Origin of the sequence: Sorangium sp. So ce185, assembly GCF_051526825.1 — a bacterium.
Classification (GTDB): domain Bacteria; phylum Myxococcota_A; class Polyangia; order Polyangiales; family Polyangiaceae; genus Sorangium; species Sorangium cellulosum_D.
Genome location: NZ_CP150316.1, coordinates 13341207 through 13367127, shown reverse-complemented (window position 1 = coordinate 13367127; position 25921 = coordinate 13341207). Strand labels below are relative to the sequence as shown.

Below are 25921 nucleotides of genomic sequence, written 5' to 3'. Positions count from 1 at the left end.
CACGACCTCCGTCGCGAGCCACGGTAGGATTCGAGGGCGTGGGCCGCTTGAACGAATCCCGGATCGGCGCCGTGATCGCGGAGTCCTTCGCGGTGCGCGCCTCGACGGCGATGGCGTCGTCCCTCCACGCCGAGCACGGCGCGGCGGTCCTGGTCGGGCTGGAGAGCGACGTCACGGTGACCGCGCCGGAGCCGGGCGGCGGCGTCGTGCGCGGGCGCGTGGTCGTGGTGCCCCCGGACCAGTGGCACGCCGCCTCGTGCCCCGGGCCCACGATCGGGCTCCTCTACGACCCCGAGGAGACGCCGCACGTGGCGGGCTACACGCGCCAGCGCGGCGGGGCCTGCCCGCTCGAGGGCCGCCTCCTCGCGCGCGTCGACGGGGCCGTGGCGGCGCACCGCGCGTCCCTGTCGCGCCCCGACGTCCTCGACGGCCTCGCCCGGGAGATCGCGGCCTGGCTCGCGCAGGAGTCGCCGCGGCGCGCCCCGGACGGGCGCGTCGCCCGCGTCCTCGAGGCGCTGCGCGATCCGGCGGGGGACCGGCGGCGCGCGGTCGCGCACGCCGGGATCTCCGAGGCGCACTTGCAGGCGCTGTTCGTGCGCGACGTGGGGGTGCCGATCCGCACCTTCCAGCTCTGGCGCCGGCTGCTCGTCGCGCTGGCGGCGTTCGCCCGCCTCGACGCGACGGGCGCCGCCCACGCCGCGGGGTTCGCCGACCTCGCGCACTTCTCGCGGACCTGCCGCCGCATGCTCGGCTACTCCCCGACCGAGCTGCGCACCGGGCTGATGCAGTGAGCCCGCGCCCAGGGGCGGCCTCTGCGATTGACGTGGTGCTGCCCTGCCGGCAGCGTGTCGGCCTGGCGAGGAGATGACGTCATGACGATGGATATCGCCGCGCTGCGCCGCGACACCCCGGCCTGCGCCAGCGTCCTGCACTTCAACAACGCGGGGTCGTCGCTGCCCCCGGCCGCGGTGGTCGACACGGTGGTCGAGCACCTGCGGCGCGAGGCGGCCATCGGCGGCTACGAGGCCGAGGCGGAGGCGGGCGAGCGGCTCGCGGCGGTGTACGGGTCGGTCGCGCGGCTCATCGGCGCGGCGCCGGACGAGATCGCGCTTGTCGAGAACGCGACGCGCGCCTGGGACATGGCGTTCTACTCGCTCCGCTTCAGCCCGGGCGATCGCATCCTGACCGCGCGGGCCGAGTACGCCTCGAACTACATCGCGTTCTTGCAGGTCGCGCGGCGCACCGGCGCGGAGATCGTCCCGATCCCGAGCGACGAGCGCGGCGCGGTCTCGCTGTCCGCGCTCGATCGCCTGCTCGACGAGCGGGTGAAGCTGATCGCGATCACCCACGTGCCCACGAACGGCGGGCTGGTCAACCCGGCGGAGGCGATCGGCCGCCGGGCCAGGTCGGCGGGCGTGCCCTTCCTGCTCGACGCCTGCCAGTCGGTGGGGCAGCTGCCGATCGACGTCGAGGCGATCGGCTGCGACTTCCTGTCGGCGACCGGTCGCAAGTACCTGCGCGGGCCGCGCGGCACCGGCTTCCTCTACGTAAGGCGCGCGCTGCTCGACCGGCTGGAGCCCCCGTTCCTCGACCTGCACGCGGCCACCTGGACCGCGCCGGGCCGCTACGAGCTGCGGCCGGACGCCCGGCGCTTCGAGAACTGGGAGAGCTACGTCGCCGGGCGGCTCGGGCTCGGCGCGGCGGCCGAGTACGCGCTCCGGCTGGGCCTGCCGGCGATCCGCGACCGGGTCTGCGCGCTGGCCGAGCGCCTGCGCGCGCGGCTGGCCGAGCTCCCCGGGGTCGCCGTGCGCGATCTCGGGGAGCAGCGCTGCGGCATCGTGACCTTCACCCGGGACGGCGAGGACGCCGCGGCCGTCAAGGCGCGGCTCGGCGCCCGGGCGATCCACGTCAGCGTGTCGACCGCGGCGGGGACGCTGCTCGACTTCGAGGCGCGCGGGATTCCCGATCTGGTGCGCGCCTCGGTCCATTACTACAACGACGAATCCGAGGTGGATCGCTTCGTCGCCGCGGTCGGCGCGGCCTGAGGGGGAGGCGCGGCGTCCGCTTGTTGCTCGTCGTTCTCCGCGCGCGCGGCCCCCGCTAGCATCGCGCGATGCGAAACCTTCTGAATGACCTTGGGATGACGCTGTGCGTGGGCGCGATGGGCCTGCTCGCAGCGTGCGGCTCTGCCGATGACGACAAGGAGCCTGTGGGGTCGGGTGGCGCCGGCTCGGGCGGATCGGACGGCCTGGATGCCAAGCAAGCGTGCATGAACTTCTGCAACGCTCGCAATGCGAGCGGCTGCGAACCTCAGGAGTCGGACTGCGAGGACTTCTGCGACGACCGGATCGAGGACGCCGGCGGCTTGTGCGAGGACAAGGCCGCCGTGCTCTTCACGTGCGCCCTGCCCTACGCTTCCACGTGTCCGCGCGATGTGCCCCCCTCGTGCCAGGAGCAGATGGTCGCGCTGGAGACGTGCATGGAGACGCACGGATGCGCCGGCGGCGAGCTGTGCTCCGGCGGAGGCGGCGAGGACGGCGTGACGACGTGCTCGTGCGAGGCCACGTGCCTGGGCAAGCGGCACGAGATGCGGTGCGACGCGGCCGCCGGCGGCACGATGACGTGCGTCTGCCTCGTCAACAGCGTGGAGGTCGGGACCTGTCAAGAAGCCCCGCCCGACCCGTGCGGGGTGAAGAAGGGCTGCTGTCAGGAGTTTTTCAACATCCCCTGATCGTTCACCTCGAGGAGGACGACGTCGCCGTCTTGCCTCCTCGCGTCGAGCTCGAATCCCTCGGAGCGCGGCTCACAGGCTCGTCGCTATCCGCAGCGACGGCGGCAGGAGCTCGTTGAGCCGCGCGAGGTCGCGCGCCATCTCGAGGCGGCGCGGCTCGCGGCCGTCGTGCGACGGGAACGGGATCGCCGCGAACGCCTCGAGCGCGGCCTCGGCCACGCGCGCCGCGCCCTCCGGGCCGAGGAGGGCGCGCTCGAGCGCCACGGCGGCCGCGCCGAGGTACGTGTCGAACAGGTGCACGCCCGAGACCGCGAGCTCCTGCCGCGCGCGCTCGGGCGTCGCGACGACGTCGTGGATGAAGATCGCCTGGACCGACTCCGGCGCGAGCTCGAGCATCCGCTGACCGAAATGGATGTCGCCCTGCCCGCTGTCGCCGACGAAGACGAAGCCGTATTCGGGGTACAGCCGCCGGTATTCCAGGAAGTTCTCGAGCTTCTTCTCCGCGATCGCGCGATTGCCGATGAGGCGCGTGAACGAGCCCGCGAGCACGGTCGCGGCGAGCTGGCCGCGCGCGGCGAGCGCCCTCAGCGTCGCGTCCTCGACGAGGCCGAGGCGGTCGCCGGGGCGGGCCGTGACGAAGGTCAGGTCGCCGGCCCGCCCGGGCTCCGGGCCCGGCCCGCGGTCGAGCTCCGCGTAGAACTGGAGCACGCCGGGATAGACGGTCTTCTTCGGATACCGCGCGTCCTTCCAGTTCGCATAGAAGGTGTCGTCGATGTCGGAGAGGATCTTCACCTCGCCCGTCGGGACGGCCTCGGCCGCGATGTGCGCGAGGAGCTCCTCGCGCAGGCCGTCGTCGTCGATGTCGTGATAAAAAAGCTGGTGGAGGTCGTGGTAGCGGCCCCGGCCGTCGAGCGCGTTCTTGAGCCGCGTGACGTCGGCGCCGCGCGTGCCGAGCCAGAGGCGGCGCAGCGCCTGCTCGTCGCGGCGGCCCGTGCGTCCGCGCTGCAGCGCCGAGGCGAGCGCGGCGCGCGCCGGGACGCCGAGGTCGCCGAGGCGCTCGGCGGTCAAGAGCTCGAGCAGCGCGGTGCGGTTGTCGGGGCCGAGGAGGCGATCGTCGAGGTCGCCGAGCAGCGCGGGCAGGTCGAGCAGGACGAGCAGCTCGTCGAGCTCGGCGGCGGTCGCTCCGGCGAGGATCTCGAGGATCCGCCGCTCGTCCCGCCGGTCGGTGTGCGAGGCCATGCGCCGCCGGATCTCGTCGAGCTTCGGCAGCACCGACGGGATGGACGCGTCGGGGGTGGCGTCGATCGTCATGGCGCCCCGGCAGGATAAGGGATCTGCCGGCGCCCTGTCCGGCCGGAGATCCCGCGGCGCCGCGAGGGCGCGCCGCCGGGGCTCAGCCGCCGGCCGGCGCGCGGCCGCGGAGCACCTCCGCGAGGGCCGACGCGCCGCCGCCGAGCACCTCCGAGAGGGCCACGAGGACGCCGTCGAGGCGCGGCCCCGCGCCGCGGAGCGCGCGCAGGAAGCTCACGAGATCGGGCGCGAGCAAGTGCGCCGGAGAAGCGTAGTCGCCGGCGGTCAGGTAGATCTCCGCGGTCCCCGCGCGAACCGCGAGGTACATGGCCACCGTGAGCTCGATCTCGACGCCGCGGTCGGACTCCGTGTGCACGATGTGCCCCGGCAGCCGGGCGAGCGTGAGGAGCTCCATCGCTCCCATCCTGCTCGGCGAGGTCGATTTGCGGAGGACGGTCCCCTGCGCGAGCGGCGACAGGACGACGATCGCCGCCGGCGGGAGCGCCGCGGGCCACGGCACCCGGGAGGGCGCGCCGCCCGCGTCGAGGAGGGCAAGGCCGTCGATGGAGGCATAGAGCGCCTCGATCTGCGGGTGAAGCGCCCCGCGCTGCGCCTCGACCTCGGCCACCTCGCGCCGGCGCTCCGGAGAGGGGGTCTTCACCGCGACGGACCAGCCGGCGCGCGGCGCGGAGGAGGCGAAGCTGCCCCGCACCAGGGCGCTGCGGAGGGTGTCCTCCAGCCGGTCGTCCGCGGGCGCCGCGTCCCGCCCGCCCGCGCCGGGCGCGGCGCGGCGCGGGTCGAGGCAAGCGTCGATGAGCTGCGCGAGCGCCTCGTCGACGGCCGGGTCGGGGCGGAGGGGGCCGCGGTCGAGGAACGGCGCGTAGCGGAGGTCGGCGGCGATGCGGGCGACCTCCTTGCGGCCGCGCTCGCCGTAGCGCCGCTCGAAGTGCGCGCGGAAGGCCTGCGCCGTCTCCCCGAGCGCCGGGAGCGCCGCGCGCACGAGCGCGTCGACGTGCTCGCCGGCGAGGACCATCCCGAACAGCATCCCGCCGCCTCGCTCCACCGCGATCAGGCCCTGCAGCACCGAGGTGAAGCGCGCCTGCGCCTCCATGAACGAGACCGCGTCGTCCGGCTGGTGGCGCGCGAGGGCCTCGTGGAACCACGCGAGCAGGCGTGCCGCACCGTCCATGGTGCCTGTCAGTCTACGCCCTGAGGTGGCGCCGGCCCAAGGCCCGCGCGACCTGCTTCCGGACCCGGGAGGACGCGGTATCCTTCGCCGCCGGCGTGCCCCGCGGCGCGGCCGGCCCGAGGTGCCCGATGGCGCGACCCGTCTTCGCCGATCCCAAGACCGACTTCGTGTTCAAGAGGCTGTTCGGCAGCGAGGAGCAGAAGGACCTGATCGTCGCGCTCCTGAACGGGCTGCTCGAGCTGGACGGGCCGCACCGCATCGTGTCGGTCGAGCTGCTCGCCCCGGATCAGCGCCCCGCGGTCGCCGAGCTCAAGCACTCGATCGTCGACGTGAAATGCCGCGACGCGCGCGGGGTCACGTACGTGGTCGAGATGCAGGTGCTCAACGTGGAGGGCTTCGAGAAGCGCGTGGTGTACAACGTCGCGAAGGCCTATGTCGGCCAGCTCGGCCGGGGCCAGCTCTACCCCGAGCTCAACGACATCATCGGGATCACGATCTGCGACTTCGAGCTCTGGCCGGGCGGCGAGGGCCGCCGCGTTCCGATGCTGAGCCGATGGCGCATGCAGGAACAGCACGGCGGCGAGCGGGGGCTCGGGCAGCTCCAGTTCGTGTTCCTCGAGCTGCCCAAGTACGACGTGAGCCGACCGCCGCAGACGGTCGTCGAGAGGTGGGCCTACTTCTTCCGCGAGGCGGAGAACCTGACCATGGTCCCCGAGGTGCTCGCGCAGCCGCCCTATGTCGACGCGCTCGAGGCCGCGAGGACCGCCGGCTTCACCGAGGAGGAGTGGGAGGCCTACCTCCGCGCGGGCATGGCGCTCCAGGACGAGCGAGGGGCCCTCTCGCTGGCGCGGACGGAAGGCCGGAGGGAGGGACAGGAGGAGGGACTCCGGCAGGGCGTCGAGGCCCTCTGCGAGGTGCTGGGGATCGCGCTGACCGAGGCGCGGCGGCAGGAGATGGCGGCGCTCGACGCGGCGGGGCTCTCGGCGCTGCTCGCCCGGATCAAGGCGCGCCAGGGCTGGGACCCCTGAGCGTCGGAACCGTGCGGCCCCCCGCGAGCTCAGCCGTAGCGCGGCAGCTGCGCTCGAATCGTCCCGCCACATTTCACCCCCGGGAGCTGTGACCTCGGTGCTCGCCACACCTTCCGCCAGCGAGGGCGCCGGCGTAGGCTCCGGGGCGATGATGGCTCCTACAGCGGTCGTGTTCGATCTCGACGGCACGCTGATCGACAGCCGAGGCGACATCGTGGCGGCGGTGAACCATGCGCTCGAGGCGACGGGGCGCGCCCCGCTGCCGGGGCAGGTGATCGTCCGGTACGTGGGCGACGGCGCCCGCGCGCTGTGCGCGCGGGCGGCCAGGCTCCCCGAGTCGTCCGACGACGCCGATGAGGTCCTCCGGCACTTCCTCGCCTACTACGAGCGGCACCCGCTCGATTTCACGCGCTGGATGCCGGGCGCGCAGGACATCATCGAGAAGCTCTCGGACGTCGGCGATCTCTCGCTCTGCGTCTGCACCAACAAGCCGCGCTCGACCACCGACGCGGTGCTCGCCGCGCTCGGCGTCGGCGCGCGCTTCCACGCCGTGGTCGCCGGCGGCGACGTCGCCGACAAGAAGCCGTCGCCCGCGCCGCTGCTCCACCTCGCGGAGCTGCTCGGCATCCAGCCGCGCCGGATGGTGATGGTCGGCGACGGCCCCCAGGACATCGAGTGCGCGCGCCGCGCAGGCGCGCGGTCGATCGCCGTCCTCGGCGGCTTCGCCTCGGAGCAGGAGCTGCTCAGCGCCCACCCCGATGTGATCCTCCGCACGCTGGACGAGCTCTGGGACGTCCTCCGCCGCTGGCGCGACGCGACCGCCCGGATCTCCGTCCTGCGCTAGCGCCGCACGCGGCCTATCCGCCCGCGCGGCCTTCCCGCCGAACGCGGTCTTTCCGCCCGCACGGCCTTTCCGCCCGCGCGGCCATCCCGTCCGCGCCGCCCCTCAGGCCGCGACGCCCTCGGCGATCTCCCGGCCGAACGCGGTCGCGTTGAGGATCGCGCGCAGCCGCACGCGCGCGCGGTGGAGCCGCGATCGCACGGCGCTCTCGCTCACCGCGAGCTTCTGCGCGATCTCCTGCAGGCCGAGATCCTCGTGGTAGTGCGCCAGCACCACGTCACGGTAGTCCTCCGGCAGCTCGCAGAGCGCCTCGCGGACGTACGCCTCGCGCTCCGCCGCCGACGCGGCGTCGTCCTCGCCGATGGTGCTGCGCATCGTCGGGAGCAGGCCGAGCTCCTCGAAATCGAGCCCCTCGACGATGCGCGCGCGCTGCCGCCGCTGCGACCGCATCAGCATGAGCGCCTCGTTCGCCGTCACCCGGAACAGCCACGTCGTGAAGCTCGAGTCGCCGCGAAACGAGCGGATCGTCCGCACCACCTGCAGCAGCGTCGACTGCACGAGATCGAGCCGATCCTCGTCCGACACCGGGTAGCGCGCGAGCTGCCGCTCCACGTGCGGACGGATGAGCCGCGTGAGCTCGTCGAGCGACTCCCGGTCCCCCTCCTTCGCCCTGCCGATCACCTCGGCCAGCGGGCCCGCGCTCGCGGCCCGCGGCGCCGGGCGCGGACCGACCGCGCCCGGCGGGGTGAGACCGCACGGCGCCAGAGGAGTCTCGGGCCTCGTGGTGGCGCTCGGAACATCGGTCGGAACGGCGGTCAGAGCCATGAGCCATCTCTCCGTCGAGGGCGCCGCGTGCGCTTCCGGCCCACGGGCCCGGTGGTGCGCTCCGATGAGCAAACCGCTTGCCACGGCAAGCTCAACGGACGTGCGCGCCGCGTGCGCACCGCGTGCTCAGCCGGTATAAGCGGGGCCACCATGTCCAGCGACGCTCCGCGATGGGATGCCCCCCGAGGGGAAGACCGCCACGCTCCGACGCCCGAAATGGACCGGCCAGCGCCGTCCGTATCCGCGCCGCCCCGCGCGCTTGCGCACCCGCTGCCCGCCGGCATGCGCGATCTCCTCCCGGAGGAGGCGCGGCGCCGCCGCGCGCTCGCGAAGCGCGTGCTCGATCACTTCGTCCTGCACGGCTACGAGCCGGTCGCGCTGCCCGCGTTCGAGTTCGCCGAGGTGCTCGAGCGCGGCCTCGGCACCCTCGACGCCGCGGACGTGCTGCGCTTCATCGAGCCCGAGTCGGGCGAGGTCGCCGCGCTGCGCCCGGACATGACCCCGCAGATCGCCCGGCTCGTGGCCACGCGGCTCGCCGACGCGCCCCGCCCGATCCGCCTCTGCTACGAGGGCACCGTCCTGCGGCGGCGCCAGGGCCGCGCCCGGCGCCACCGGCAGATCCCGCAGGCCGGCGTCGAGCTGTACGGCGTCGGCGCGCTCGGCGGCGACCTGGAGATCCTCCGCCTCGCCGCCTCCGCGGTGCGGGAGGCCGGCCTCGAGCACGTCGTGGTGGACCTCGGCCACGCGATGATCGCGCGCGCGCTGCTCGACGCGGTCCCGGCGGGGCTCGCGGCCGAGCTCTCCGAGGTGCTCGAGCTGAAGGACGCGTCGCGCCTCGCCGCCGTGCTCGCCAGCCCGCGGGCGACCGACGTCCCGCGCCGCATCGTCGCCGCCATCGCCGCGCTCCCGGACCTCGCGGGCGGCGGCGAGGCCGACCCGGACGGCGCCCTGGTCTTCGAGCGCGCCGGCCGCCTCCTCGCCGGCACGCCCGCCGAGGCGCCGCTCGCCGAGCTGCGCGCGCTCTGGGACGCGGCGCGGAAGAGCCCGGAGCTCGGCCCGGCGCTCCGCGTCGACCTCGGCGAGCTCCGCGGCCTCGCCTACTACACAGGCGCGATTTTCCACGTGCTCGCCGACGGCCCGGGGGAGCCGATCGCGGCGGGCGGGCGCTACGACATGCTGCTCTCGCGGTTCGGGCTGCCGATGCCGGCCGTCGGCTTCGGCCTGAACCTCGACGCGGTGGCGTGGGCGCGCGACGTCGCCGGCGCCGCGGACGAGCCGGCGCTGCGGGTGCTCCTCGCGATGCGGGCGGAGCGCGCCGAGCCGCTCGCGGCGGCGCTGCGGGGGCTCGGCGTCCCGGTCGTGACGCACGCGCCGGACCAGGATCCGGAGGGGTACGCGCAGTCCTGGCGGTTCTCGCACCTGGTGCGCGAGCGGGACGGGGCGCTCGTGGTCGAGGCGGCGGCCGGCGGCGGCGGGGCGGCCGGCGGCCCGGGGTCCGAGGCGGGCGTCGTCCCGGCGGGCCTGGACGACGCCGCGGCGGCCCAGGCGATCGTGCTGAAGACGAGGGGGCCGGGTCCGGGCGGCAAGTAGACGCTCGCTCGGCACGCGAGCCTGGGGTAAAGGCGGACGTGGACCCGGACGGAGCCGCTCGGAGGGACGAGCGGGCCGAGGACGGGCCAGGTGATTCGGGAGGAGCTTCGGAATGACCGCGATCGTGATCGTCGGCGCGCAGTGGGGCGACGAGGGCAAGGGTAAAGTCGTCGACCTTTATACGGAGAGCGCCGACCTCGTGGTGCGCTACGCCGGCGGGCCCAACGCCGGACACACGCTGGTGGTGGGCGGGGAGAAGCTGATCGTACGGCTCATCCCGAGCGGAATTCTCCGCGCGAACGCCCGGTGCGTGATGGCGCAGGGCATGGTGGTCGACCCGGGGGTGCTCGTCTCCGAGATCGACGCGGTCGAGGCGCGGGGCTGCTCGACGCAGGGGCGGCTGTTCGTGTCGGATCGCGCGCACCTGATCCTGCCGTACCACCCGCTCGTCGACTCGCTCCGCGAGGCGGCGGCGGCGGACGGGACGCGGCTCGGGACGACGAAGCGCGGCATCGGCCCGTGCTACGAGGACAAGGCGTCCCGGCGCGGGGCGCGGCTCGGCGACCTGCGCGACATGAAGCGGCTGGCGCAGCTGGTCTCGCGGTCGCTCGAGGCGTGGACGCCGACGTTGCGCGCGCTCGGCGGCGAGCCGCCGTCGCTCGACGCGATCATCGAGGAGCTCACCCCGCTGGCGAAGCGCATCACGCCGCTGCTCGCGGACACGTCGCAGCTCATCGACGGGGCGCTCCGCCGCGGCGAGCGCGTGCTGCTGGAGGGGGCGCAGGGGACGCTGCTCGACATCGACCACGGCACGTTCCCGTTCGTCACGTCGTCGTCGGCGATCGCGGGCGGCGCGTGCGTGGGCGCCGGGGTCGGCCCGACGCGCATCCGCCGGGTGCTCGGCCTGGCGAAGGCGTACTGCACGCGCGTGGGCGAGGGTCCGTTCCCGACCGAGCTCGGCGGCCCGCTGGGCGAGCGGCTGCGGTCGGTCGGCGGGGAGTACGGCTCGGTGACCGGGCGCCCGCGGCGGACCGGCTGGCTCGACCTGCCGGCGCTGCGCTACGCGGCGCGCGTGAACGGCCTCGACGGGATCGCGCTGACGAAGCTCGACGTGCTGACGGGCATGCCGGAGCTCAAGGTGTGCGTCGCCTACGACACGCCGTCGGGGCGGACGCGGGAGTTCCCGATCGACGAGATCGCGACGGCGAAGCCGGTGCTCGAGCCGGTGGCCGAGTGGAGCGAGCCGATCGACGCGGCCCGCTCGATGACCGAGCTGCCGGCGGCGGCGCGGCAGTACGTGGAGCTTGTCGAGAAGGAGACGGGGGTGCCGGTCGACGTGGTGTCGGTCGGCGCGGACCGCGACGCGACCATCGTGCGGCGCAACGCGTTCGCGTGAGGGGGAGCGGGCGGCTCCCCGACGGCGCGGGCTCTCGGCCTCTCACCAGACGGAGAGCACCGCGTCCAGCGTGGAGGCGCGCTCGCACCACGCGATCAGCTCCCCTTCCTCCGGCTCTGTCACGATGACGATGTAGTCCGACGCTGGTGACCATCGGCCCTGATGACCGCAGGAGCCGATCGGGCCCGAGCCGCTGCTCTGCAGCGCGAACACGCCGAGCGACGTATCGCGCGACGGGCGCCCCCAGACGAACGTGGAGCCGCGCGCGCCAGCGTCGAGCACCAGCTGCCTGGACGCGGAGCCATCCATCTCTAGCCATACGACGAGCGTCTTGTCCGCCGCGTGGCTGCGGATGCTCACCGTCCTCCACATGAAGAAATAAGCCCACAGCGCCGCGATGACGGCCGCGACGAGCAGGGCGCGCGCGGCAGCTCGGCCGAGAGGGAGAGAACGCGATCCAGGGCTCATGCGCTTGCCACCGATGTGCCGAGCTGTTCGGTCACGGGCAGGTCGTGACCCTTGGGGACGAAGTAGGCGACGACGCGGTTGCCCAGCGGCTCGCCGACGCGCCGCACGGCGGCCCCGCCGATGCGGTCCCGCGGAACCGCGTGGAAGAGCTCTTCCACCGGGACCTCCGCTCACGAGAGCCAGGCCGCCCAGGACCGCGACGCCCGAGAGCGCCGCTGCAAGTACCACCGCACCCGCGCGCATGACCGCACCTCAGCCCATCTGGTCGTTCTCGACGACCCGATACGAATCGATGCGGCTGTTCTGGGGTAGGAGACACGAGAAGAAGTGGAAGTCGCTGTGCAGCAGGCTGTATGGTTTGTTGCTATGCGCTGCCGCGCAGTCGACCCCAGCGTCGTCCTTGATATCGGCCGCGAACGACGGGAGCGCCGCGCAAAGCACGGCCGACCCAGAGAGACCCACGAGCTTCCGGATACGAACCATACGAATTTCCTCGCCGTCACCAGCAGCCCAATCGTCCTCTGTTCGGAGCGCGTGCGTTACAAGCAGGAACGAGAAAGGCACGCGCCGGCCTCGCTTTGCGCTCCACGCTCGCGTGGTCAGCCGCGCTTCGCCGCATCGACGTGCGACGGGCGCACGAGCGACCTACGAGCACCCAGCGCACGCACCCGAGCAACCCACGTACCAGCCTGCGTAACCTTGCTCGCCCGGCATCGACGCGCTTGATCGCCATCCGTTCCGCGCCGGCGCTCAGCCGATTACCGTGTCACGGTGAGAGTCCACGGACGCACGTGCCAGCGGTGCCAGCGTGTCAGCGTGCCAGCGTGCCACCGCGCGCACGAAGAGCCATCCGTCGTCGACAGCCAAGCTCGGGGCCGAACATGGAGGGCAGCGCAGCTTGCGTGTGCTCTCAGGATGCCCCGCGATATGAAAGCATCCTGACCGAGCGGCCGGTAGTGGTCAACTTTGCCCAGAGAGAGTCCACATGAAGGCGGGAAGGCGGGAAGATCATCAAGGTTGTATTCCCGCCTTCATGTTCAAATTTGACCACTACTCTGGTCGAGGATGGAGAAGGGCGTGCCCGCGGACGCGATATCGGCCGGCGCGATCGCGGCGCGACCCTCGTGCGGAGCGAGCACGTTCGCATAGCAGCGCGCTATGGCGTCTCGGTCCGCGACAGGTGCGGCGGAGTGCGGGCTAGCGGGCGCGCCGGCTCACCGAGGTCATCCGCCGCCCGGCGTGCGCGTACCGCCCTGGGTGCCGCTGCCTCCCTGGGTGCCGCTGCCCGGTGTGCGGGTGCCGCCTCCCTGGGTGCCGCTGCCTCCCTGGGTGCCGCTGCCGCCGTGGGTGCCGCTGCCGCCCGGCGTGCCGGTCCCGCCGCTCGGCGGCGCAAAAGAGCCGCCCCCGTGGGTGCCCGAGCCGCCGGTCGTCCCGCCGGTTCCGCCCGGCGTCCCGCCGGTTCCGCCCGGCGTCCCGCCGGTTCCGCCCGTCGTCCCGCCCGGCGTCCCAGTGCCGCTGCCCCACTCATGCGTGCCGCCCTGCGTGCCTGCCCCGCCATGGGCGCCTCCTCCCGGAGCTCCCATCTCCCCTCCAGGCGTCGTCTCCGTGCCGGGAGCTCCCATTCCCTCGGTACCGCCGGGGGTCTCTCCGCCGGTGTGCCCGGTCCCCGGCGAGGTCTGTTGTCCGCGACCCTGGCTGCCCCCGCAAGCCATGAGCGGCACCGCGGCCACCACTACCAGAAACATGCTTCGCATGATGTGTCCCCCAGGTCGTCTGCGTTCGCGGCCCGTGCCGAGCCGCCGGCGATGCGGACGCGTCCGTGCGCACGAGGCCCCCGAGGGTCCTGCGGCGTAGCGTCCCACCCTCGACATGCTGGAGCCGTATCCAGCCGCCGGGATCGAGACGCCGCCGGAACGGCGCATCGGGCCGCGCCCGATCGAGCACCGCTGCGCGCTCGGACGCAGACTGGCCTCCTCACGCCGGCCGGCGCTCGCGGGCGCGCTCGACGGCACGCGACCGCGCAGGCGGGCGCGTCGGTGCTCGCGCGGCACAAGCACCCTCACGGCTCGACGCGGCGCGCCCGGCGCTTGCATGGGGCCAGGACCACCTGTGACCGCGGAGCACGCCGCGCCCGCGCGCGGCCGCTCGCGACGCGGCGTGGGCGTACGTGCCGCGCGGCGTGGCGCAGAAGAGGGGGTGAGGCATGCGCGACAAGTTCCGGAATACGATCGTCGTGATCACGGGCGCATCGAGCGGCATCGGCCGCGCGACAGCGCTGGAGTTCGCCAGGCGCGGGGCCGCGGTGGCGCTCGCTGCCAGGCGGGAGCAGCCGCTGCGCGACCTCGCCGCCGAGTGCGAGCAAGCCGGCGGCAAGGCGCTCGTCGTGCTCGCCGACGTGACGAACGAGGCCGCCGTCCTGGAGATCGCGCGGCGCACCACCGAGGCCTTCGGCCGGATCGACGTGTGGGTCAACAACGCGGCGGTGACGCTCTTCGGCCTGTTCGAACAGACGCCCTCCGAGCCCTACCGGCGCGTCATCGAGACCAACCTGTTCGGCTACATCCACGGCGCCCGCGCCGCCCTGGCCCAGTTCCGGCGGCAGGGCAGCGGCGTCCTCATCAACGTCGGCTCGATGGTGTCGAAGCTCTCGGAGCCTTACGTCAGCGCCTACGTCGCCTCGAAGCACGCGATCCGCGGCCTGTCCCAGAGCCTGAGGCAGGAGCTCCAGGTGCTCCGGGCCCGCGACATCCACGTCTCCACCGTGCTGCCCGCGACCATCGACACGCCGTTCTTCCAGCACGCGGGCAACTACACGGGGCGCACACCGAAGGCCATGCCGCCGGTGTACCCGCCAGAGCGCGTGGCGCGCGCCATCGTTCGTCTGGCGCGGAGGCCGCGGCGCGAGGTGTTCGTGGGCAGCGCGGCCCGGCAGCTGTCCTTGCTGTCGCTCGTCGCGCCGGGGCTCGCCGAGCGCCTGCTCGCGCGGGGCGTCGACCGGCTGCACCTGAAGCACGACCGCACCGCCTACGCGACGAACGGCAACCTGTTCACCCCGCTGCCGGAAGGGACCGCCGTGAGCGGCGGATGGAAGCCGCGCGGCAAGAAGCGGCTCCTGCGCGCCGTGGTCGTCGGCCTCTCCGCCCTCGCGCCCGCCGTGCTGGGCCTGCTGTGGCTCCGCCCGAGGCTGCTCCCGTCGAGGTGACGGCGCGCCCCGCCCTGCGCCATGGTCCGCCTGTCGCAAAACGACACACCCCCATCGTCGGCCGCGGCGACACGGGCAGCTGGGCTCGCGGCCCCCACGGGATCTGCGCTGGCCTCGGTTGCGGAGCGGGGCGCCGGCTCTAGGTGCGTGGGAGGGGACATGTCTCCGGACGACCAACAGGGCAGCAGGAACAGGCACGTCCTGGCGCGCCCGTTGCCATGGAATCCACCCGACAACCGTTGAGGGCAGCATGAAGGAACGAAAGAAGCTCGCAGGGAAGCGAATCGCGGCGCTCGTCGCGGACGGGTTCGAGCAGATCGAGCTGACCGTGCCGATGAAGGCGCTCCGCGCCGCGGGCGCGACGGTGGACGTCATCTCGCTCCGTCACGGCAAGATCCGCGGGATGAACCTCCACGAGCCCGGCGCGCGGGTGCGCGTGGACCGGACGATCGGCGAGGCGGATCCGGCCGAGTACGACGGGTTGCTCCTGCCGGGGGGGTTCATCAACCCGGATCTCCTGCGCCAGAGCGAGGAGGCGCGCCGGTTCGTGCGCGCGTTCGACGACCTCCGCAAGCCGATCGCGACGATCTGCCACGGCCCCTGGGTGCTCGCGTCGGCGGAGCTCGTGAGCGGGCGGCAGCTCGCGTCCTGGCCCGGCATCCGCGACGACATCGTGCACGCGGGCGGCGTCTGGCGCGACGAGGAGGCGGTGCGCGACGGCAACTGGCTGTCGAGCCGCGGGCCGCAGGATCTGCCCGCCTTCGTGCGCGAGATGCTCGATCTGTTCGCCGAGACCGCGCCGATCCACGCCGCGGCGTCGCCGCTGGCCGCCGAGTCGGCGCCGGCGCGCACGTCGCCCCCGCTCGCGGCGCTCAGCGCCACGGCGTTCCTGCCGCCGCCCTCCACGGCAAGGAAGTTCCTGAGCACCGCGGCCACGCTCGGGGTGGGCGGGCTGGCGGTGCTCGCGCTGCGCCGGGCGCTCGCGTGACGTGAGCGAGGCGGACGTACGGGTCGGCGGGCCCACCACCTCCTGCGGCGTCCGCGGGGAGGCTCACGCCTGGACATATCGCCGCGACGAGCGCGGCTGTCCAGCCTGGGCCGAACAGCTCCCCGTGTAGGTCACTCCACGAATCGGCGGAGGGCCGGGCGAGGAGAAGTTCGCTTCTTCCTCGGCGGAATGGACTATTATGTCCATCGCTATGGCCGAGGACAGCTACACGTTTGCGGGTTCGGAGCGCGCGCGAGAGCTGGAGCGCCTGCGGCGGATCGAGGGGTTCTTCGACCCCGCCAGCTGGCGCCTGCTCAAGGCGTCCGGGATGGGTCCCGGCTGGAGCTGCCTCGAGGTGGGAGCCGGCGCCGGGTCCATCGCCTCCTGGATGGCAGAGCGCGTCGGCCAGGAAGGCGAGGTGGTCGCGGTCGACCTCGATGTCGGGTTCATGGATGCTTCTCAGCTGCCGGGCGTCCGGATCATCGAAGGCGACATCCGCCAGCTCGACTTTCACGCGGCGCGCTTCGATCTGGTGCACGCCCGCTACGTGCTCATCCACAACGCCCATTTCCAGGATCTCCTCGACGCCATGCTCGCGGCGCTGAAGCCCGGCGGGCGCCTCGTGCTCGAGGAGCCGGACTTCACCGCGGCCAGGGGCGCGTCCGGCCCGGATATCGAGGCCTTCGATCGGGTGAATCAGTCGATCCTCGCGATGTTCCAGGCCGAAGGCAAGGACCCGGGGCTGGGCCTGCGCCTGCCCGCGATCCTCGCGTCGCGAGGGCTCGCCATCGAGGCCGTCGAGAACGAGGTGCCGCTGTGCCCAGGTGGCCACCCGCTGTCCGAGATCATGAGCCTCTCCGCCACCCAGCTCCAGGACAAGTACCTCGCGACCGGGCGGATCAGCGCGGAAGATCTCGCCGGATACGCCAGGTTCGCGGCCGACCCCGCGGCGTGGGGCATCTACTACGGCACCGTCGGCGTCGTGGCCCGCAAACCGGCCAAGGCCGCGGACTGACGCGCCGTTCGCGCGCCGTTCGCGCGCCGTTCACGCGCCGTTCACGCACGGCTTGCCGGGAGCACGCCGCCCGCGCGCGGGCCTCCTCCAGGAAAGCATCGATGTCCGTCCCGCCGCCTCCGCCGCGGCTGGACATGGCACCTCGCCGATCCCCCGACAGCGCCGCTCCCCTGCCCCTTTCGACCTCCCATGACCACGCGGGCGCCGCCGCCCTGGCAGCGCCCTCGTCCGTTCAGCCACAGCGAGAGGTGGCACCCGCGCGCCGGTCCGTCGCGCGACGCCGACGATTCAACCGATCCTGTGCGCTCGTGAGCATCATCGATTTGACGATCTCGCGCTTGCATATCCCCAGAGCAGTTCAAGATACGTGACGGGGCGGGCCAGGCATCACCGCCAAGCGCTCCGGCGCCGGCGCCGCTTCCGTCATTGACATGGGGGGAAGTATGAAGTTTCGAATCGACTCTCTTCGTTTTGCATGGATCGCAACCCTGGCGCTCGCGGGGACCAGCGCCTGCTCCGTCGCTGCGGGAGACGACGACCTCGCAGCGGCGGACCAGGACAGCGCGGAAGAGGCGGTCGAATCCGCATCGCTGGCCTTCACGCTCTCGATCCCGGAGCTCGCCTCGGTGATCGACGCCTTCGATACGGTCCAGATCGCCGAGGCGCAGACCGCCCGGACCCGCGCGACGGACCCGTACGTCATCGAGCTCGCCCAGGAGCTGCTCAATCACCACACCGCCGCGAACCAGCAGCTCCGGGCCGCGCTCGCGCAGACCGGCGTGACGCCGGACGACAACGAGGTCAGCCGGGCGCTGATCGAGCAGGGCGCCTCGGATCAACAGACGCTCGAAGGGCTCAGCGGACGCAGCTTCGACTGGACGTACGTCAACCTCCAGATCGTCCGGCACCAGGAGTTCCTGGCCCATCTCAAGGAGCAGCTCGTCGTCGTCGGACCCGAGCTGCACCCGGGGATCTCTCACCTCATCCCCGATATCCGGGAGGCCACGTCGCGGCACCTCTCGTTCGCCACGTCGCTCACCTCGCTCATCGGCACACCGTACGTCCCGGAGAACGGCAATCCGCCGCGCGCGCCGTACTACGGCAACGGCGCCCCATACTACGGCAACGGCGCCCCGTATTACGGCAACGGCGCCCCGTACTACGGCAACGGCGCCCCGTACTACGGCAACGGCGCCCCGTACTACGGCAACGGCGCCCCATACTACGGCAACGACGCCCCGTACTACGGCCCCGTCTACTACGGCCCCAACGGGCCTTACATGCCGGCCTACCCGCCGTACGGCGGCTACGGGCGCAGCACGTCGCTCGGCTCGGGCACGCCCAGCCCGTATCCCCCTTCCCCCGGCCATCGCCCGTGAGCCGGCGTAGGGCGCCGGCGCCGCGCTCGCCCGCGCCGGACGCCGTCTGACGAGCTGCGGCGCCGACCGAGCCGCCGATCCGTCGACGAGACGGGCGCGGCGCCCTACAGCCGGCGCCGCGCGCGGCCGCGATCCGGGATGACGCCGTGGATCTCCGCCTCGGTGAAGCCGGCGGCCTTGTAGAGGCGCTTCAGGTGCACGAGCTCGATGTGCGCGCTCTTCGCCACCGCGGCGCGGATGCGGTCGAGCACGCTCAGCCGCTCGAGCGGGAGCCGGGTCGCCTCGACCGTCGAGCGCAGCGCCGCGGCCGCCGATTTCACCTCGGCCGCCGCCGCCTGCGCCTTGTCCAGGCTGAGCTTGGGGTGGATCCCCGAGCCGAGCAGCTGCGCCAGCACCTCCAGCCGATCCGGCTGCCCCGTGATGTCGCCGTCCTCGTAGTCGGCGAAATACGCCGCGCCGCCGGGGAACAGGATCGACAGCGCAGGATCCGCCGAGGGGCGGCCCACGGCGTTCCAGACGTCGTCGGCGACCTTGCCGAGCGCGTCGTCGGCGCGCGCGGACTCGGCCTCCACCTTGGCGAGCAGCGGCTCCGCCTCCGACCGCGCGGCGTTGCGCTGGGCCTCGACCCCGTCGAAGAGCGTCAGCACGGGCACGAGCCGCTGCTCGGCGAGCTCCCGGAGGGACCCCCCCTTCGCAGAAGCGCTCTGGAGCGTCGCGCGCACGTCACCGATGATGTCGTCCGCCGGCGCATCCTTGCGAATCACCTCGCCCATGATGTCGATCCTCCTCTGGCCTCACGAGGCTCCAAGGCTGCGGAGTCCAGCGATGCACGACCCGCGAACGCCCCCCGTCGGCGCTGTCACCTCGGGCACCATAACGGACCATCGCCCGCCCGATCAACCGGATCGCAGCCCGCCGCCGCCGGCCCGGCGTGGGCCTCCGGGGCGCCTCGCTGGTACACTCCGGCCGTGCACCCCGGCCCGCTGTTGCTTACGGCCCTGCTCGCCCTCCCGCTCACCGCCCACGCCGGCCAGGCGGGCGGCGAGCTCGTCGCCGCGGCGGCCGCGGCGGGGCGGCCGCCCGAGTGCTCGGCGCGGTCCAGCCGGGCCATCGCGCGGGGGCCCACGGTCTGGGAGCGCGCGCGCGCGCCGGAGCTCCCGCGCTACTGCGACCTGCTCGCGCGCGGCCAGGCGCAGCTCGGCAGCAACCCGGAGGCGGCGCGCGAGGCGGCGCGCCTCGCCGACGAGCTCCTCCCGGGGCACGCCGCGCCGCAGGTCCTGCTCGCCCGTGCCGCCCTCGCCCTCGGCTCCCCCGAGGACGCGGGGCGCGCCTTCGATCGCGCGCGGGGCATCGATCCGCGCAGCGTCGAGGACCCGCACACGATGCACGATCTCGCCCGGTCGCTCGCCCGCACCGGCAAGCGCGACGAGGCGATCGCGATCTACCGCGCGCTCGTCCCGCGCATCGACCTGCTCGGCACCGCCGATCAGCGCGCGCTCGTGCTGCTCGAGGCGGCGCACCTGTCGATGGCCGCCGCCGGCGCGGCCGCGAAGCCGCCCTCCGGCGCGGCCGCGCAGGGCGCCCGCGGCGACCTCGACGAGGCGATCGCCTACCTGCGCGAGGCGCGCCAGCGCGCGCAGACGCAGCTCGCCCGCGACGTCACGCTGTCGCTCGCGCTCGCGCTGGACCGCGCCGGCGACAAGGCCCAGGCCGACGCCGCGCTCGACGGCGAGGCGGCCGACGCGGGCGCCGGGGGCGACCCCCGCGCCCAGGCAGCGGCGCGCGCCCGCGCGGAGGCCGCACGCGCCCGCGCGGCCGACCACCGCGCCGAGGCGGCGGCGCGGGCGGCCGACCAGCACGCCGGCGCCGCCGCCCGCGAGCACGCCGCCGACGATCTCGCCAGCGCGGCGGCGCGCCTGCGCACCCTCGACTACCTCGCGGTCCCGGAGGACAGGCTCGCCCTCGAGGCGCTCGCGCTGGAGCGGACCATGACGGCGGCGGCGATCGCGCGCTGGGAGGCGTACCTGGCGGGCGCCGGCGGCCAGGGGCCGTGGGCCGCGGCGGCGCGCGCGCGCCTCGACGCGCTCCGGAGAGGCGGCGGCGGGGGTCAGCGGCCCGCGCGCGCCGCGGCGACGGGAGCGGCGGGGCGCGCCCCGCAGGAGCGCGGCGCGGCGCCCGCGCCGGGCGCAGGGGGCGCGCGATGAGCCAGGAGCCGCGCCTGCCTCGGCCGCCTCGCTCGCCCGGGCGGGCTCGCTCGCCCCGGCCGCCGCTCCTGCCCGGCCTCGCGGCGCTCCTCGCGCTCGCGCTCGCGGCGGCGCCCCTCCGCGCGGCGCCGACCGTCTGGTCCCGCGCGCTGGATCCGGCGGCCGACGAGCGCGCGGCGCTCATCGCCCAGGCCGACGCGCTCCTCGCCCGGTACGACCGGCTCCGGCGCTCGCCGCTCCTCGAGCGGGTCGACGAGATCGGCCCGCTCTGGCTGCGCGAGGCGCGCACCCTGTACGAGCGCGCCGGCGCGCCGGCCTCGCGCGAACCGTCGGTGCGGCTGCGCTACGCCGACATCCTGGAGCACCTCGGCGACGTGGAGGGCGCGGTCGCGACGCTCGAGGGGCTCTTGCGCGCCAACCCGCCGGCGCCCTCCCGGGCCGACGCGTGGCACGCGCTCGCGGTCTGCTATGCGCGGCTCGGCAGGTACACGGAGGAGATCAAGGCGTACGACGAGGCGCTCGCGCTCGAGCCGCACGCCGCGTCGCGGGCGCTCTTGCTGGCCAACCAGGCCGAGGCGCACATGGCGCTCGGCGACATCACCGCCGCGGTCGAGGGCTACCGCGCGGCGCTCTCGACGCTCGGGTCGCTCGACATGTTCCGCTACGGCGTGACCACGCTCTGGGGGCTCGCCGTGGCGCTCGACCGGTCGGGCGACCTGGAGGGCGCCATCGAGCACATCCGGCTCGCGAGGACCTACGACCGGAACGATCAGCAGATCAACGGCGCCGGCTGGTTCTACGTGCCCCCGTACGACGACGCCTGGTACGCCGCGCTCGGCCACTGGGCCGCGGCGCGGAGCGCCGAGCTCGGCGCCGCGCGCGCGGAGGCCTACCTGCAGGCCGTGGCTGCGTGGGAGTCGTACATCGCGCGCGCCCCCGGAAACGACCACTGGGTGGCGCTGGCCAAGGCGCGGCGCGCGCAGTGCGATCGGGAGCGGGAGCAGACGATGAAGCGCCTGCGCAAGCCCGGGCCCGCGGCGCCGCTGCGGCGCTGACCCGCGCCCGCGGCGCCGCTGCGGCGCTGACCCGCGCCCGCGGCGCCGCAGCGGCGCTGACGGGCGGCGCTCGGCCGGGCCGCGCGCCGCGCTCCGGTCGCGATCGCGCCGCGCTTCCGGCCGCTCCCGCAGGTGCTTCCGGGAGTTCCTGCACGCCGCATCCGGTCGCGCATCGATCGCGCCGCAGCGGACGCGCGTCGCGCCGCGGCGGGATGCGAGGACGCCCCTTTACGACCCCGCCCGGCGGGTTCACCTTAGCGTGGTCGCCCTCGCGCGCGGGGGCGGCGCCGGCCAGCTCACCCCGAACGGAGATCCGTCGAGATGCGCGACTCGGTGTTCAATGAGCCCGTGCTCTGGTCCGGACGCCCCAAGGTCGTCGCGACGCCGCTCCTGTACGTCGTGGGCGCGGTGGTCTGCGGCGTGACCTCCGCGATCAGCACGGCGTCCGCCATCGTCGTGAGCAAGGCGCTCGGCGCGTCGCCGACCCAGCTGCTCGCCTTCGCGGCCTGGATGGCGAGCCTCGCGGTGGCGTTCAGCTACCTGCCGCGCTGGTGGCGGTCGGAGCTCGAGTACCTGCTCACCGACCGGCACATCGTGGTGCAGCGCGGGAAGCTCCGGCGCTCCATCGAGCGGCGGTCGATCAGCTACGCGCGCATCCACTGGCACCCGAAGCACCCCGGCGTGGGCGACCTCGAGCTCGTGAGGGCGGTGCCCACGGGCGCCCTCCGGCGGCGGCTGTCGATCGTGCTCTGCGGCGTCGTGGCCCCGGATCGCGTCTGGGCGATCCTGCGGGGCGTCGTCCCTTCGGCGCCCGCGGGCGACGGCCACCGGCTGCTCTCGCAGCGCCTCGACGAGGGCGAGCGGGTGCTCTGGTCGGCGCACCCGGCCGACGGCTGGCACAAGTGGCTCCCGAACGGCCTGCGCGGGGTCGGCTCGGTGCTGCTCGGCGTGCTCCTCGGCGGCTTCGCCGTGGTCACGGCGGTGCACGCCGTGCGCAGCATCCGCATCGTGACCGCGGCGGGCATGGATCCGGAGAGCGTGTCGTTCGTGGCGCTCGTCGCCTCGCTCTCGCTCACGATCGTGCTGCTCGTCGCCGCGGGCGCGGCGATGCTCTACGTGTCGGTCGTGCGCCCCGCGCGGCTCGCGGCGCGGACGCGGTACCTCATCACCGACCGGCGCGTGCTCATCCAGCGGGGCGACGAGGAGCTGCACCTCGATCGCTCGCGCATCGTCGACGTGATCGACGCGCCGGGCGCCGGCGGCCTCCGCGACGTGTTCCTCGTGCTCGACGGCCCCCGCGCCCGCGCCGTCGCGGCGAGCGGCGCCTTCGGCGAGGCCCCGGGCGCCGGCCTCCAGCCGGTGCTGCACCGGGTCGCGGACGTGGACTCGGTGCGGCAGATCTTGCGGCCGGCGTAGCGCCCGCGTCGCGCGCCTCCGGCGGCGCGCGCCTCGGCGGCGACGCCCGCCTCGCGCGCGCCGGCGAGCGCGCTCAGCGGCGCGTGACCCGGGCCTCCAGGTCGCGCACGCGCGCCTCGAGCTCGCGCACGCGCGCCTCGGCGGCGGCGCGGGCGCGCTGCTCGGCGACGCGGGCGCGCTGCTCCTGGGCGCGCGCCTCGCCCTCGGCGCGGAGGGCCTCCTCCTCGGCGGGCACGAGATCGGTCGCGCGGGAGGTCCGCGCGACGCGCAGCGTCGGGTGCGGGCCGTCCTTCAGCACGACCACGTGCGCGTCGAACGCCTCGATCCAGAGGGGATCGGCGCCGGCGTGGACGCGCAGGTAGGTGCCGTCCGGATCGCGGCGGTAGAGCTGGAGCGGCACGCGCTCCTCGGAGAGCGGCGCGCGGGCCGAGGCCGCCTCGGGATCGAAGAGCAGGAGCTCGGGGCAGCCGAGCTGCCAGTATTTGGCCGGCGCGACCTCGTACGCCCGGCGATGGTCGCCCGTGACGATCTCCAGCGCGAACCGCGGCGGGCGGTGGCCCGGCAGCCACGTCTGCCACTGCCGCGGCAGCGGCGGCAACGGGCGGTGATCGAGGACGTACAGGTCGGGCAGGACGCGCACCAGCGGCTCGGCCCGCACCCAGGCGAAGGCGTGGTCGGCGCCGGCGTACCAGTCGACCCAGCCGCGCTCGCGCGCGAGCTGCGCGAGCACCGAGAGCAGCAGGCGGACGATCCCGGACCGCTCGGCCTTGCCGTGACGCTCCGCATCATCGGGCAAGTACCAGCCGGACCAGTCGATCGCGGCGCTGGCCTCCTCGGGCGACAGATCGCGGAGCACGAGCGCGCGGGGCGGCCGCCGGGGGCTGAGCGGGTACCCGATGCGGTTCGGCGAGGCCACGCGGGGAAACTAGCACCCCGGCACGTCCCGCGGGAACGCAGCGGCGCGCCGGCGTCGGATGCGGACGCCTCACGACCCGGGCGCCCTCGCCGAGCGCCTCGTCGGGCGGCATGGGCTGCCCCCTGAGCGCTCCCTGCGCGCCCCCTTCAGGCGACATGTACCTGCGGCTCGCTTGACAGGGGCAAAGGTTCCATGTCTTCCTACCTGCTCAGAGCTTTCTTTACATCTTTCACGCCGGGAAGGGCGGCGCGTCGCGCCGAGCGATCTCGCTATCTGCGGTTGGCCGCCGCCGGAGACCGGCGCGACCAAACAACAGCACCACGGTGACCACGCGACCATCGCGTCTGCCCGGATCCGGGCACGCCGATCCGCGTGGTGGTCCGGGCGAATCGAGCCCTGAGCGCGCGCACGGAGGAACCTGAATGAGAACCTTGCAACATCGGATCGGGACTCGATTTGTCGGCGCTGCCTCCATCGGCGCAGCCTTCGTGGTCGCCTGCTCGGCAAGCCCGAGCGGCTCCCCGCAGCAGGGCCAGGGCGCCGGCGGCTCGGGCGGGGCGCCGGAGGAGTTCGGCGCGGGGACGGGGAACATCTTCGACGTGGGCAGCGGCGGCCCCGTCGAGCCGCCCCCCTGCGAGGTCTGCGAGGACTTCCCCGCGGCCCCGGTGCTCGACGACGCCGGGACGCCGCCGCCGGCCAACGCGCCCGAGCTGTTCGGCGCCCCGGGCAGCGGCGCGCCGGGCGGGCCGTGCCTCGCCGAGCCGGAGATCGGGGCGCTCTTCCCGAACAACTGGCTGCGGCCGAGGTTCCGGTGGACCGCGCCCGAGGGGCAGGACCTGTTCGAGATCCGCGTGCACGCCGACCGGGAGAAGAACGACCTGGTCGTCTACACGACGAACCGCGAATGGAAGATGCCCAAGGACATGTGGGAGAAGCTGGCGTCGCATGTCCGGAACGAGCCGATCACCATCACGATCCGCTCGGTGTCGACGAGCGCGCCGGGCGCGCCGCTCGTCGGCACCTCCGGGCCGATCACCATCGCGCCGGCCCCGGCCGGCGGCAGCATGGTGTACTGGGCGGCGATCGGCGAAGGGCCGGCGGACGCGTGGCTGGCCGGGTTCGGCGTGGGCGAGGAGGGCGTCGTCGACGCGCTCAAGGTCGAGCAGGTGCAGCAGGGCGGCCGCAGGACCGAGAACGGCGGCCTCCGGAACGACGGCGCGGTGAGGTGCATCGGGTGCCACACGTCGACGCCCGACGGCGAGTCCGTCATCTTCACGGATCACTGGCCGTGGGGGCTCGCCATCGCCTCCGTGCAGAAGGACTCCGTGGGCGAGGTCCCCTCGTACGTCACGCCGGGCGGCTCGGAGGCGATGAGCCAGGCCTGGCTCGGCGCGCCGAGGATGTCGGCAGCGCACTTCTCCCCGGGAGACCGGATCGTCGTCACCTCCTATGGCCGGGATCGCGGCACGGTCTGGGACGGCCAGTCGTACAGCGCCATGCCGAACGCGCGCCTCGCGTGGTTCGACCTGGAGTCGCCGGTGCCGACCTACCCGCTCGACGCCAACCCCAACCTGGTCAAGGAAGAAATGGCGGCCGCGGAGGGGACCGCTTACGGCTTCATCCCGCGCGCGGGCGACACGCGCGGAGCGCTGATGCCGGACTGGAGCCACGACGGCGACACCATCGTTTACGTGTCCACCGACGCCGGCAAGGACGGGCGGATCGCCGCCGGGGCTGGCGATCTCTACACGGTGCCCTACAACGACCGGCAGGGCGGCGCGGCGACGCCGCTGCAGGGCGCCGCGGAGCCGGCGTTCAACGAGTATTACCCCGCCTTCTCGCCCGACGACCGGCTGATCGCGTTCAACCGGACGCCGAGCCCGGGGGAGATGTACTATAACCCCGCGTCCGACATCTACGTCGTCCCCGCGGCCGGCGGCGCGGCGACGCGGCTCGCGGCCAACGATCCGCCGGCCTGCGTCGGCGTCACGAGCCCGGGGATCCACAACAGCTGGCCCAGGTGGTCGCCGGAGGCCACGACCGTCGACGGCAAGACGTATTACTGGGTCATCTTCTCGTCGTCCCGCGACGGCTACACCCTCCAGAAGGACCCGCAGAAGAAGGCGTCGCAGCTCTACGTGACCGGCGTCGTCGTGGAGGGCACGACGGTGACCACGTACCCGTCGATCTATCTCTGGAACCAGACCACGAACACGAGCAACCACACGCCCGCATGGGACGTGTTCAAGATCCCCCCCGCGCCCGTTCCCCTCTGACGCCGCGCGCAGGCGTCCCGGCCGGGAGAGCGAGCCCCCGCCGCCCTCGGACACGTGCCCCCCGATACGGCGCGTCCGTCCGGGCCCAACGAACCTCCGTCTCATCGCGTAT

24 protein-coding genes are annotated in these 25921 nt (G+C 74.0%); 15 read left to right on the top strand and 9 right to left on the bottom strand.

Going from position 1 to position 25921, the window contains the following annotated elements; all coding sequences use genetic code 11:
- Positions 1–38: 38 nt before the first annotated feature.
- The 3 genes from WMF26_RS49450 (at position 39) to WMF26_RS49440 (ending at position 2731) form a co-directional block, all read left to right on the top strand.
- Positions 39–791 carry a helix-turn-helix domain-containing protein gene (locus WMF26_RS49450; RefSeq protein ID WP_437998386.1) on the top strand — a complete coding sequence of 251 codons (753 nt, stop codon included), beginning with the start codon at positions 39–41 and terminating at the stop codon, positions 789–791.
- Positions 792–872: 81 nt separating this feature from the next.
- Positions 873–2045, top strand: a complete 1173-nt coding sequence (locus WMF26_RS49445; RefSeq protein ID WP_437998385.1) for an aminotransferase class V-fold PLP-dependent enzyme — start codon at positions 873–875, stop codon at positions 2043–2045.
- A 68-nt stretch (positions 2046–2113) separates the two neighbouring features.
- Complete coding sequence (locus WMF26_RS49440; protein WP_437998384.1) at positions 2114–2731, top strand: hypothetical protein; 618 nt, start codon at positions 2114–2116, stop codon at positions 2729–2731.
- A 72-nt stretch (positions 2732–2803) separates the two neighbouring features.
- On the opposite strand, the gene WMF26_RS49435 is transcribed toward WMF26_RS49440, so the two are convergent.
- Both WMF26_RS49435 and WMF26_RS49430 read right to left on the bottom strand, forming a co-directional pair.
- On the bottom strand, positions 2804–4042 hold the full coding sequence (locus WMF26_RS49435) for a phosphatase domain-containing protein (protein ID WP_437998383.1): 1239 nt from the start codon (positions 4040–4042) through the stop codon (positions 2804–2806).
- Positions 4043–4124: 82 nt separating this feature from the next.
- Positions 4125–5210, bottom strand: a complete 1086-nt coding sequence (locus WMF26_RS49430) for a hypothetical protein (protein ID WP_437998382.1) — start codon at positions 5208–5210, stop codon at positions 4125–4127.
- A gap of 128 nt (positions 5211–5338) precedes the next feature.
- Between WMF26_RS49430 and WMF26_RS49425 the strand changes: the two genes are divergently transcribed.
- Both WMF26_RS49425 and WMF26_RS49420 read left to right on the top strand, forming a co-directional pair.
- Complete coding sequence (locus WMF26_RS49425; protein ID WP_437998381.1) at positions 5339–6238, top strand: Rpn family recombination-promoting nuclease/putative transposase; 900 nt, start codon at positions 5339–5341, stop codon at positions 6236–6238.
- A gap of 148 nt (positions 6239–6386) precedes the next feature.
- On the top strand, positions 6387–7082 hold the full coding sequence (locus WMF26_RS49420) for an HAD family hydrolase (RefSeq protein ID WP_437998380.1): 696 nt from the start codon (positions 6387–6389) through the stop codon (positions 7080–7082).
- 102 nt (positions 7083–7184) lie between these two features.
- On the opposite strand, the gene WMF26_RS49415 is transcribed toward WMF26_RS49420, so the two are convergent.
- Positions 7185–7904 (bottom strand): RNA polymerase sigma factor, encoded by a 720-nt coding sequence (locus WMF26_RS49415; RefSeq protein WP_061624338.1) that lies wholly within the window; start codon positions 7902–7904, stop codon positions 7185–7187.
- Positions 7905–8186: 282 nt separating this feature from the next.
- Between WMF26_RS49415 and WMF26_RS49410 the strand changes: the two genes are divergently transcribed.
- Together WMF26_RS49410 and WMF26_RS49405 are read left to right on the top strand one after the other, a co-directional pair.
- Positions 8187–9494 carry an ATP phosphoribosyltransferase regulatory subunit gene (locus WMF26_RS49410; RefSeq protein WP_437998379.1) on the top strand — a complete coding sequence of 436 codons (1308 nt, stop codon included), beginning with the start codon at positions 8187–8189 and terminating at the stop codon, positions 9492–9494.
- Positions 9495–9606: 112 nt separating this feature from the next.
- Positions 9607–10890 carry an adenylosuccinate synthase gene (locus WMF26_RS49405; RefSeq protein WP_061624336.1) on the top strand — a complete coding sequence of 428 codons (1284 nt, stop codon included), beginning with the start codon at positions 9607–9609 and terminating at the stop codon, positions 10888–10890.
- Between the two features lie 42 nt (positions 10891–10932).
- On the opposite strand, the gene WMF26_RS49400 is transcribed toward WMF26_RS49405, so the two are convergent.
- The 4 genes from WMF26_RS49400 to WMF26_RS49385 form a co-directional block, all read right to left on the bottom strand.
- A complete protein-coding gene (locus WMF26_RS49400; protein WP_437334900.1) occupies positions 10933–11358 on the bottom strand; it encodes a hypothetical protein in 426 nt (141 codons plus the stop codon).
- Positions 11355–11516 (bottom strand): hypothetical protein, encoded by a 162-nt coding sequence (locus tag WMF26_RS49395; RefSeq protein WP_437998378.1) that lies wholly within the window; start codon positions 11514–11516, stop codon positions 11355–11357. The genes WMF26_RS49400 and WMF26_RS49395 overlap by 4 nt, the downstream gene beginning before the upstream one ends.
- 94 nt (positions 11517–11610) lie before the next feature.
- Entirely contained in the window at positions 11611–11841 is a 231-nt protein-coding gene (locus WMF26_RS49390) for a hypothetical protein (RefSeq protein ID WP_437998377.1), read from the bottom strand.
- Positions 11842–12581: 740 nt separating this feature from the next.
- The gene (locus WMF26_RS49385) at positions 12582–12941 is read right to left on the bottom strand and encodes a hypothetical protein (protein WP_437998376.1); all 360 of its coding nucleotides are present in this window, start codon (positions 12939–12941) and stop codon (positions 12582–12584) included.
- 620 nt (positions 12942–13561) lie between these two features.
- On the opposite strand from WMF26_RS49385, the gene WMF26_RS49380 reads away from it, so the two are divergent.
- The 4 genes from WMF26_RS49380 (at position 13562) to WMF26_RS49365 (ending at position 17942) form a co-directional block, all read left to right on the top strand.
- Positions 13562–14560 carry an SDR family oxidoreductase gene (locus tag WMF26_RS49380; RefSeq protein ID WP_437998375.1) on the top strand — a complete coding sequence of 333 codons (999 nt, stop codon included), beginning with the start codon at positions 13562–13564 and terminating at the stop codon, positions 14558–14560.
- Positions 14561–14810: 250 nt separating this feature from the next.
- A complete protein-coding gene (locus WMF26_RS49375) occupies positions 14811–15548 on the top strand; it encodes a type 1 glutamine amidotransferase domain-containing protein (RefSeq protein WP_437998374.1) in 738 nt (245 codons plus the stop codon).
- A gap of 199 nt (positions 15549–15747) precedes the next feature.
- Positions 15748–16563 carry a class I SAM-dependent methyltransferase gene (locus WMF26_RS49370; RefSeq protein ID WP_437998373.1) on the top strand — a complete coding sequence of 272 codons (816 nt, stop codon included), beginning with the start codon at positions 15748–15750 and terminating at the stop codon, positions 16561–16563.
- A gap of 443 nt (positions 16564–17006) precedes the next feature.
- Positions 17007–17942 carry a DUF4142 domain-containing protein gene (locus WMF26_RS49365; protein ID WP_437998372.1) on the top strand — a complete coding sequence of 312 codons (936 nt, stop codon included), beginning with the start codon at positions 17007–17009 and terminating at the stop codon, positions 17940–17942.
- Positions 17943–18046: 104 nt separating this feature from the next.
- Here WMF26_RS49365 and WMF26_RS49360 read toward each other — a convergent pair whose 3' ends face one another.
- On the bottom strand, positions 18047–18715 hold the full coding sequence (locus WMF26_RS49360) for a hypothetical protein (RefSeq protein ID WP_020741980.1): 669 nt from the start codon (positions 18713–18715) through the stop codon (positions 18047–18049).
- A gap of 195 nt (positions 18716–18910) precedes the next feature.
- Between WMF26_RS49360 and WMF26_RS49355 the strand changes: the two genes are divergently transcribed.
- From WMF26_RS49355 to WMF26_RS49345, 3 genes are all read left to right on the top strand, one after another.
- On the top strand, positions 18911–20146 hold the full coding sequence (locus WMF26_RS49355; RefSeq protein ID WP_437998371.1) for a hypothetical protein: 1236 nt from the start codon (positions 18911–18913) through the stop codon (positions 20144–20146).
- Positions 20143–21201, top strand: a complete 1059-nt coding sequence (locus WMF26_RS49350) for a tetratricopeptide repeat protein (RefSeq protein ID WP_437998370.1) — start codon at positions 20143–20145, stop codon at positions 21199–21201. Before WMF26_RS49355 ends, WMF26_RS49350 begins: the two co-directional genes overlap by 4 nt.
- A 321-nt stretch (positions 21202–21522) precedes the next feature.
- Positions 21523–22617, top strand: a complete 1095-nt coding sequence (locus WMF26_RS49345; RefSeq protein ID WP_061621235.1) for a hypothetical protein — start codon at positions 21523–21525, stop codon at positions 22615–22617.
- A gap of 73 nt (positions 22618–22690) precedes the next feature.
- On the opposite strand, the gene WMF26_RS49340 is transcribed toward WMF26_RS49345, so the two are convergent.
- Positions 22691–23533 (bottom strand): Uma2 family endonuclease, encoded by an 843-nt coding sequence (locus WMF26_RS49340; RefSeq protein WP_437952997.1) that lies wholly within the window; start codon positions 23531–23533, stop codon positions 22691–22693.
- A gap of 422 nt (positions 23534–23955) precedes the next feature.
- Here WMF26_RS49340 and WMF26_RS49335 point away from each other — a divergent pair, with 422 nt between their 5' ends.
- Positions 23956–25809: a hypothetical protein gene (locus tag WMF26_RS49335; protein WP_437998369.1), complete on the top strand. Its 1854-nt coding sequence runs from the start codon at positions 23956–23958 to the stop codon at positions 25807–25809.
- Positions 25810–25921 lie beyond the last annotated feature (112 nt).

Bases quoted from the DNA above. Each gene is read 5' to 3' on its own strand.
- WMF26_RS49445 (WP_437998385.1), top strand. From the start codon at position 873: ATGACGATGGATATCGCCGCGCTGCGCCGCGACACCCCGGCCTGCGCC.
- WMF26_RS49440 (WP_437998384.1), top strand. From the start codon at position 2,114: ATGCGAAACCTTCTGAATGACCTTGGGATGACGCTGTGCGTGGGCGCG.
- WMF26_RS49435 (WP_437998383.1), bottom strand. From the start codon at position 4,042: ATGACGATCGACGCCACCCCCGACGCGTCCATCCCGTCGGTGCTGCCG.
- WMF26_RS49430 (WP_437998382.1), bottom strand. From the start codon at position 5,210: ATGGACGGTGCGGCACGCCTGCTCGCGTGGTTCCACGAGGCCCTCGCG.
- WMF26_RS49425 (WP_437998381.1), top strand. From the start codon at position 5,339: ATGGCGCGACCCGTCTTCGCCGATCCCAAGACCGACTTCGTGTTCAAG.
- WMF26_RS49420 (WP_437998380.1), top strand. From the start codon at position 6,387: ATGATGGCTCCTACAGCGGTCGTGTTCGATCTCGACGGCACGCTGATC.
- WMF26_RS49415 (WP_061624338.1), bottom strand. From the start codon at position 7,904: ATGGCTCTGACCGCCGTTCCGACCGATGTTCCGAGCGCCACCACGAGG.
- WMF26_RS49410 (WP_437998379.1), top strand. From the start codon at position 8,187: ATGCGCGATCTCCTCCCGGAGGAGGCGCGGCGCCGCCGCGCGCTCGCG.
- WMF26_RS49405 (WP_061624336.1), top strand. From the start codon at position 9,607: ATGACCGCGATCGTGATCGTCGGCGCGCAGTGGGGCGACGAGGGCAAG.
- WMF26_RS49400 (WP_437334900.1), bottom strand. From the start codon at position 11,358: ATGAGCCCTGGATCGCGTTCTCTCCCTCTCGGCCGAGCTGCCGCGCGC.
- WMF26_RS49390 (WP_437998377.1), bottom strand. From the start codon at position 11,841: ATGGTTCGTATCCGGAAGCTCGTGGGTCTCTCTGGGTCGGCCGTGCTT.
- WMF26_RS49385 (WP_437998376.1), bottom strand. From the start codon at position 12,941: ATGGGAGCTCCGGGAGGAGGCGCCCATGGCGGGGCAGGCACGCAGGGC.
- WMF26_RS49380 (WP_437998375.1), top strand. From the start codon at position 13,562: ATGCGCGACAAGTTCCGGAATACGATCGTCGTGATCACGGGCGCATCG.
- WMF26_RS49375 (WP_437998374.1), top strand. From the start codon at position 14,811: ATGAAGGAACGAAAGAAGCTCGCAGGGAAGCGAATCGCGGCGCTCGTC.
- WMF26_RS49370 (WP_437998373.1), top strand. From the start codon at position 15,748: ATGTCCATCGCTATGGCCGAGGACAGCTACACGTTTGCGGGTTCGGAG.
- WMF26_RS49365 (WP_437998372.1), top strand. From the start codon at position 17,007: ATGAAGTTTCGAATCGACTCTCTTCGTTTTGCATGGATCGCAACCCTG.
- WMF26_RS49360 (WP_020741980.1), bottom strand. From the start codon at position 18,715: ATGGGCGAGGTGATTCGCAAGGATGCGCCGGCGGACGACATCATCGGT.
- WMF26_RS49350 (WP_437998370.1), top strand. From the start codon at position 20,143: ATGAGCCAGGAGCCGCGCCTGCCTCGGCCGCCTCGCTCGCCCGGGCGG.
- WMF26_RS49345 (WP_061621235.1), top strand. From the start codon at position 21,523: ATGCGCGACTCGGTGTTCAATGAGCCCGTGCTCTGGTCCGGACGCCCC.
- WMF26_RS49335 (WP_437998369.1), top strand. From the start codon at position 23,956: ATGAGAACCTTGCAACATCGGATCGGGACTCGATTTGTCGGCGCTGCC.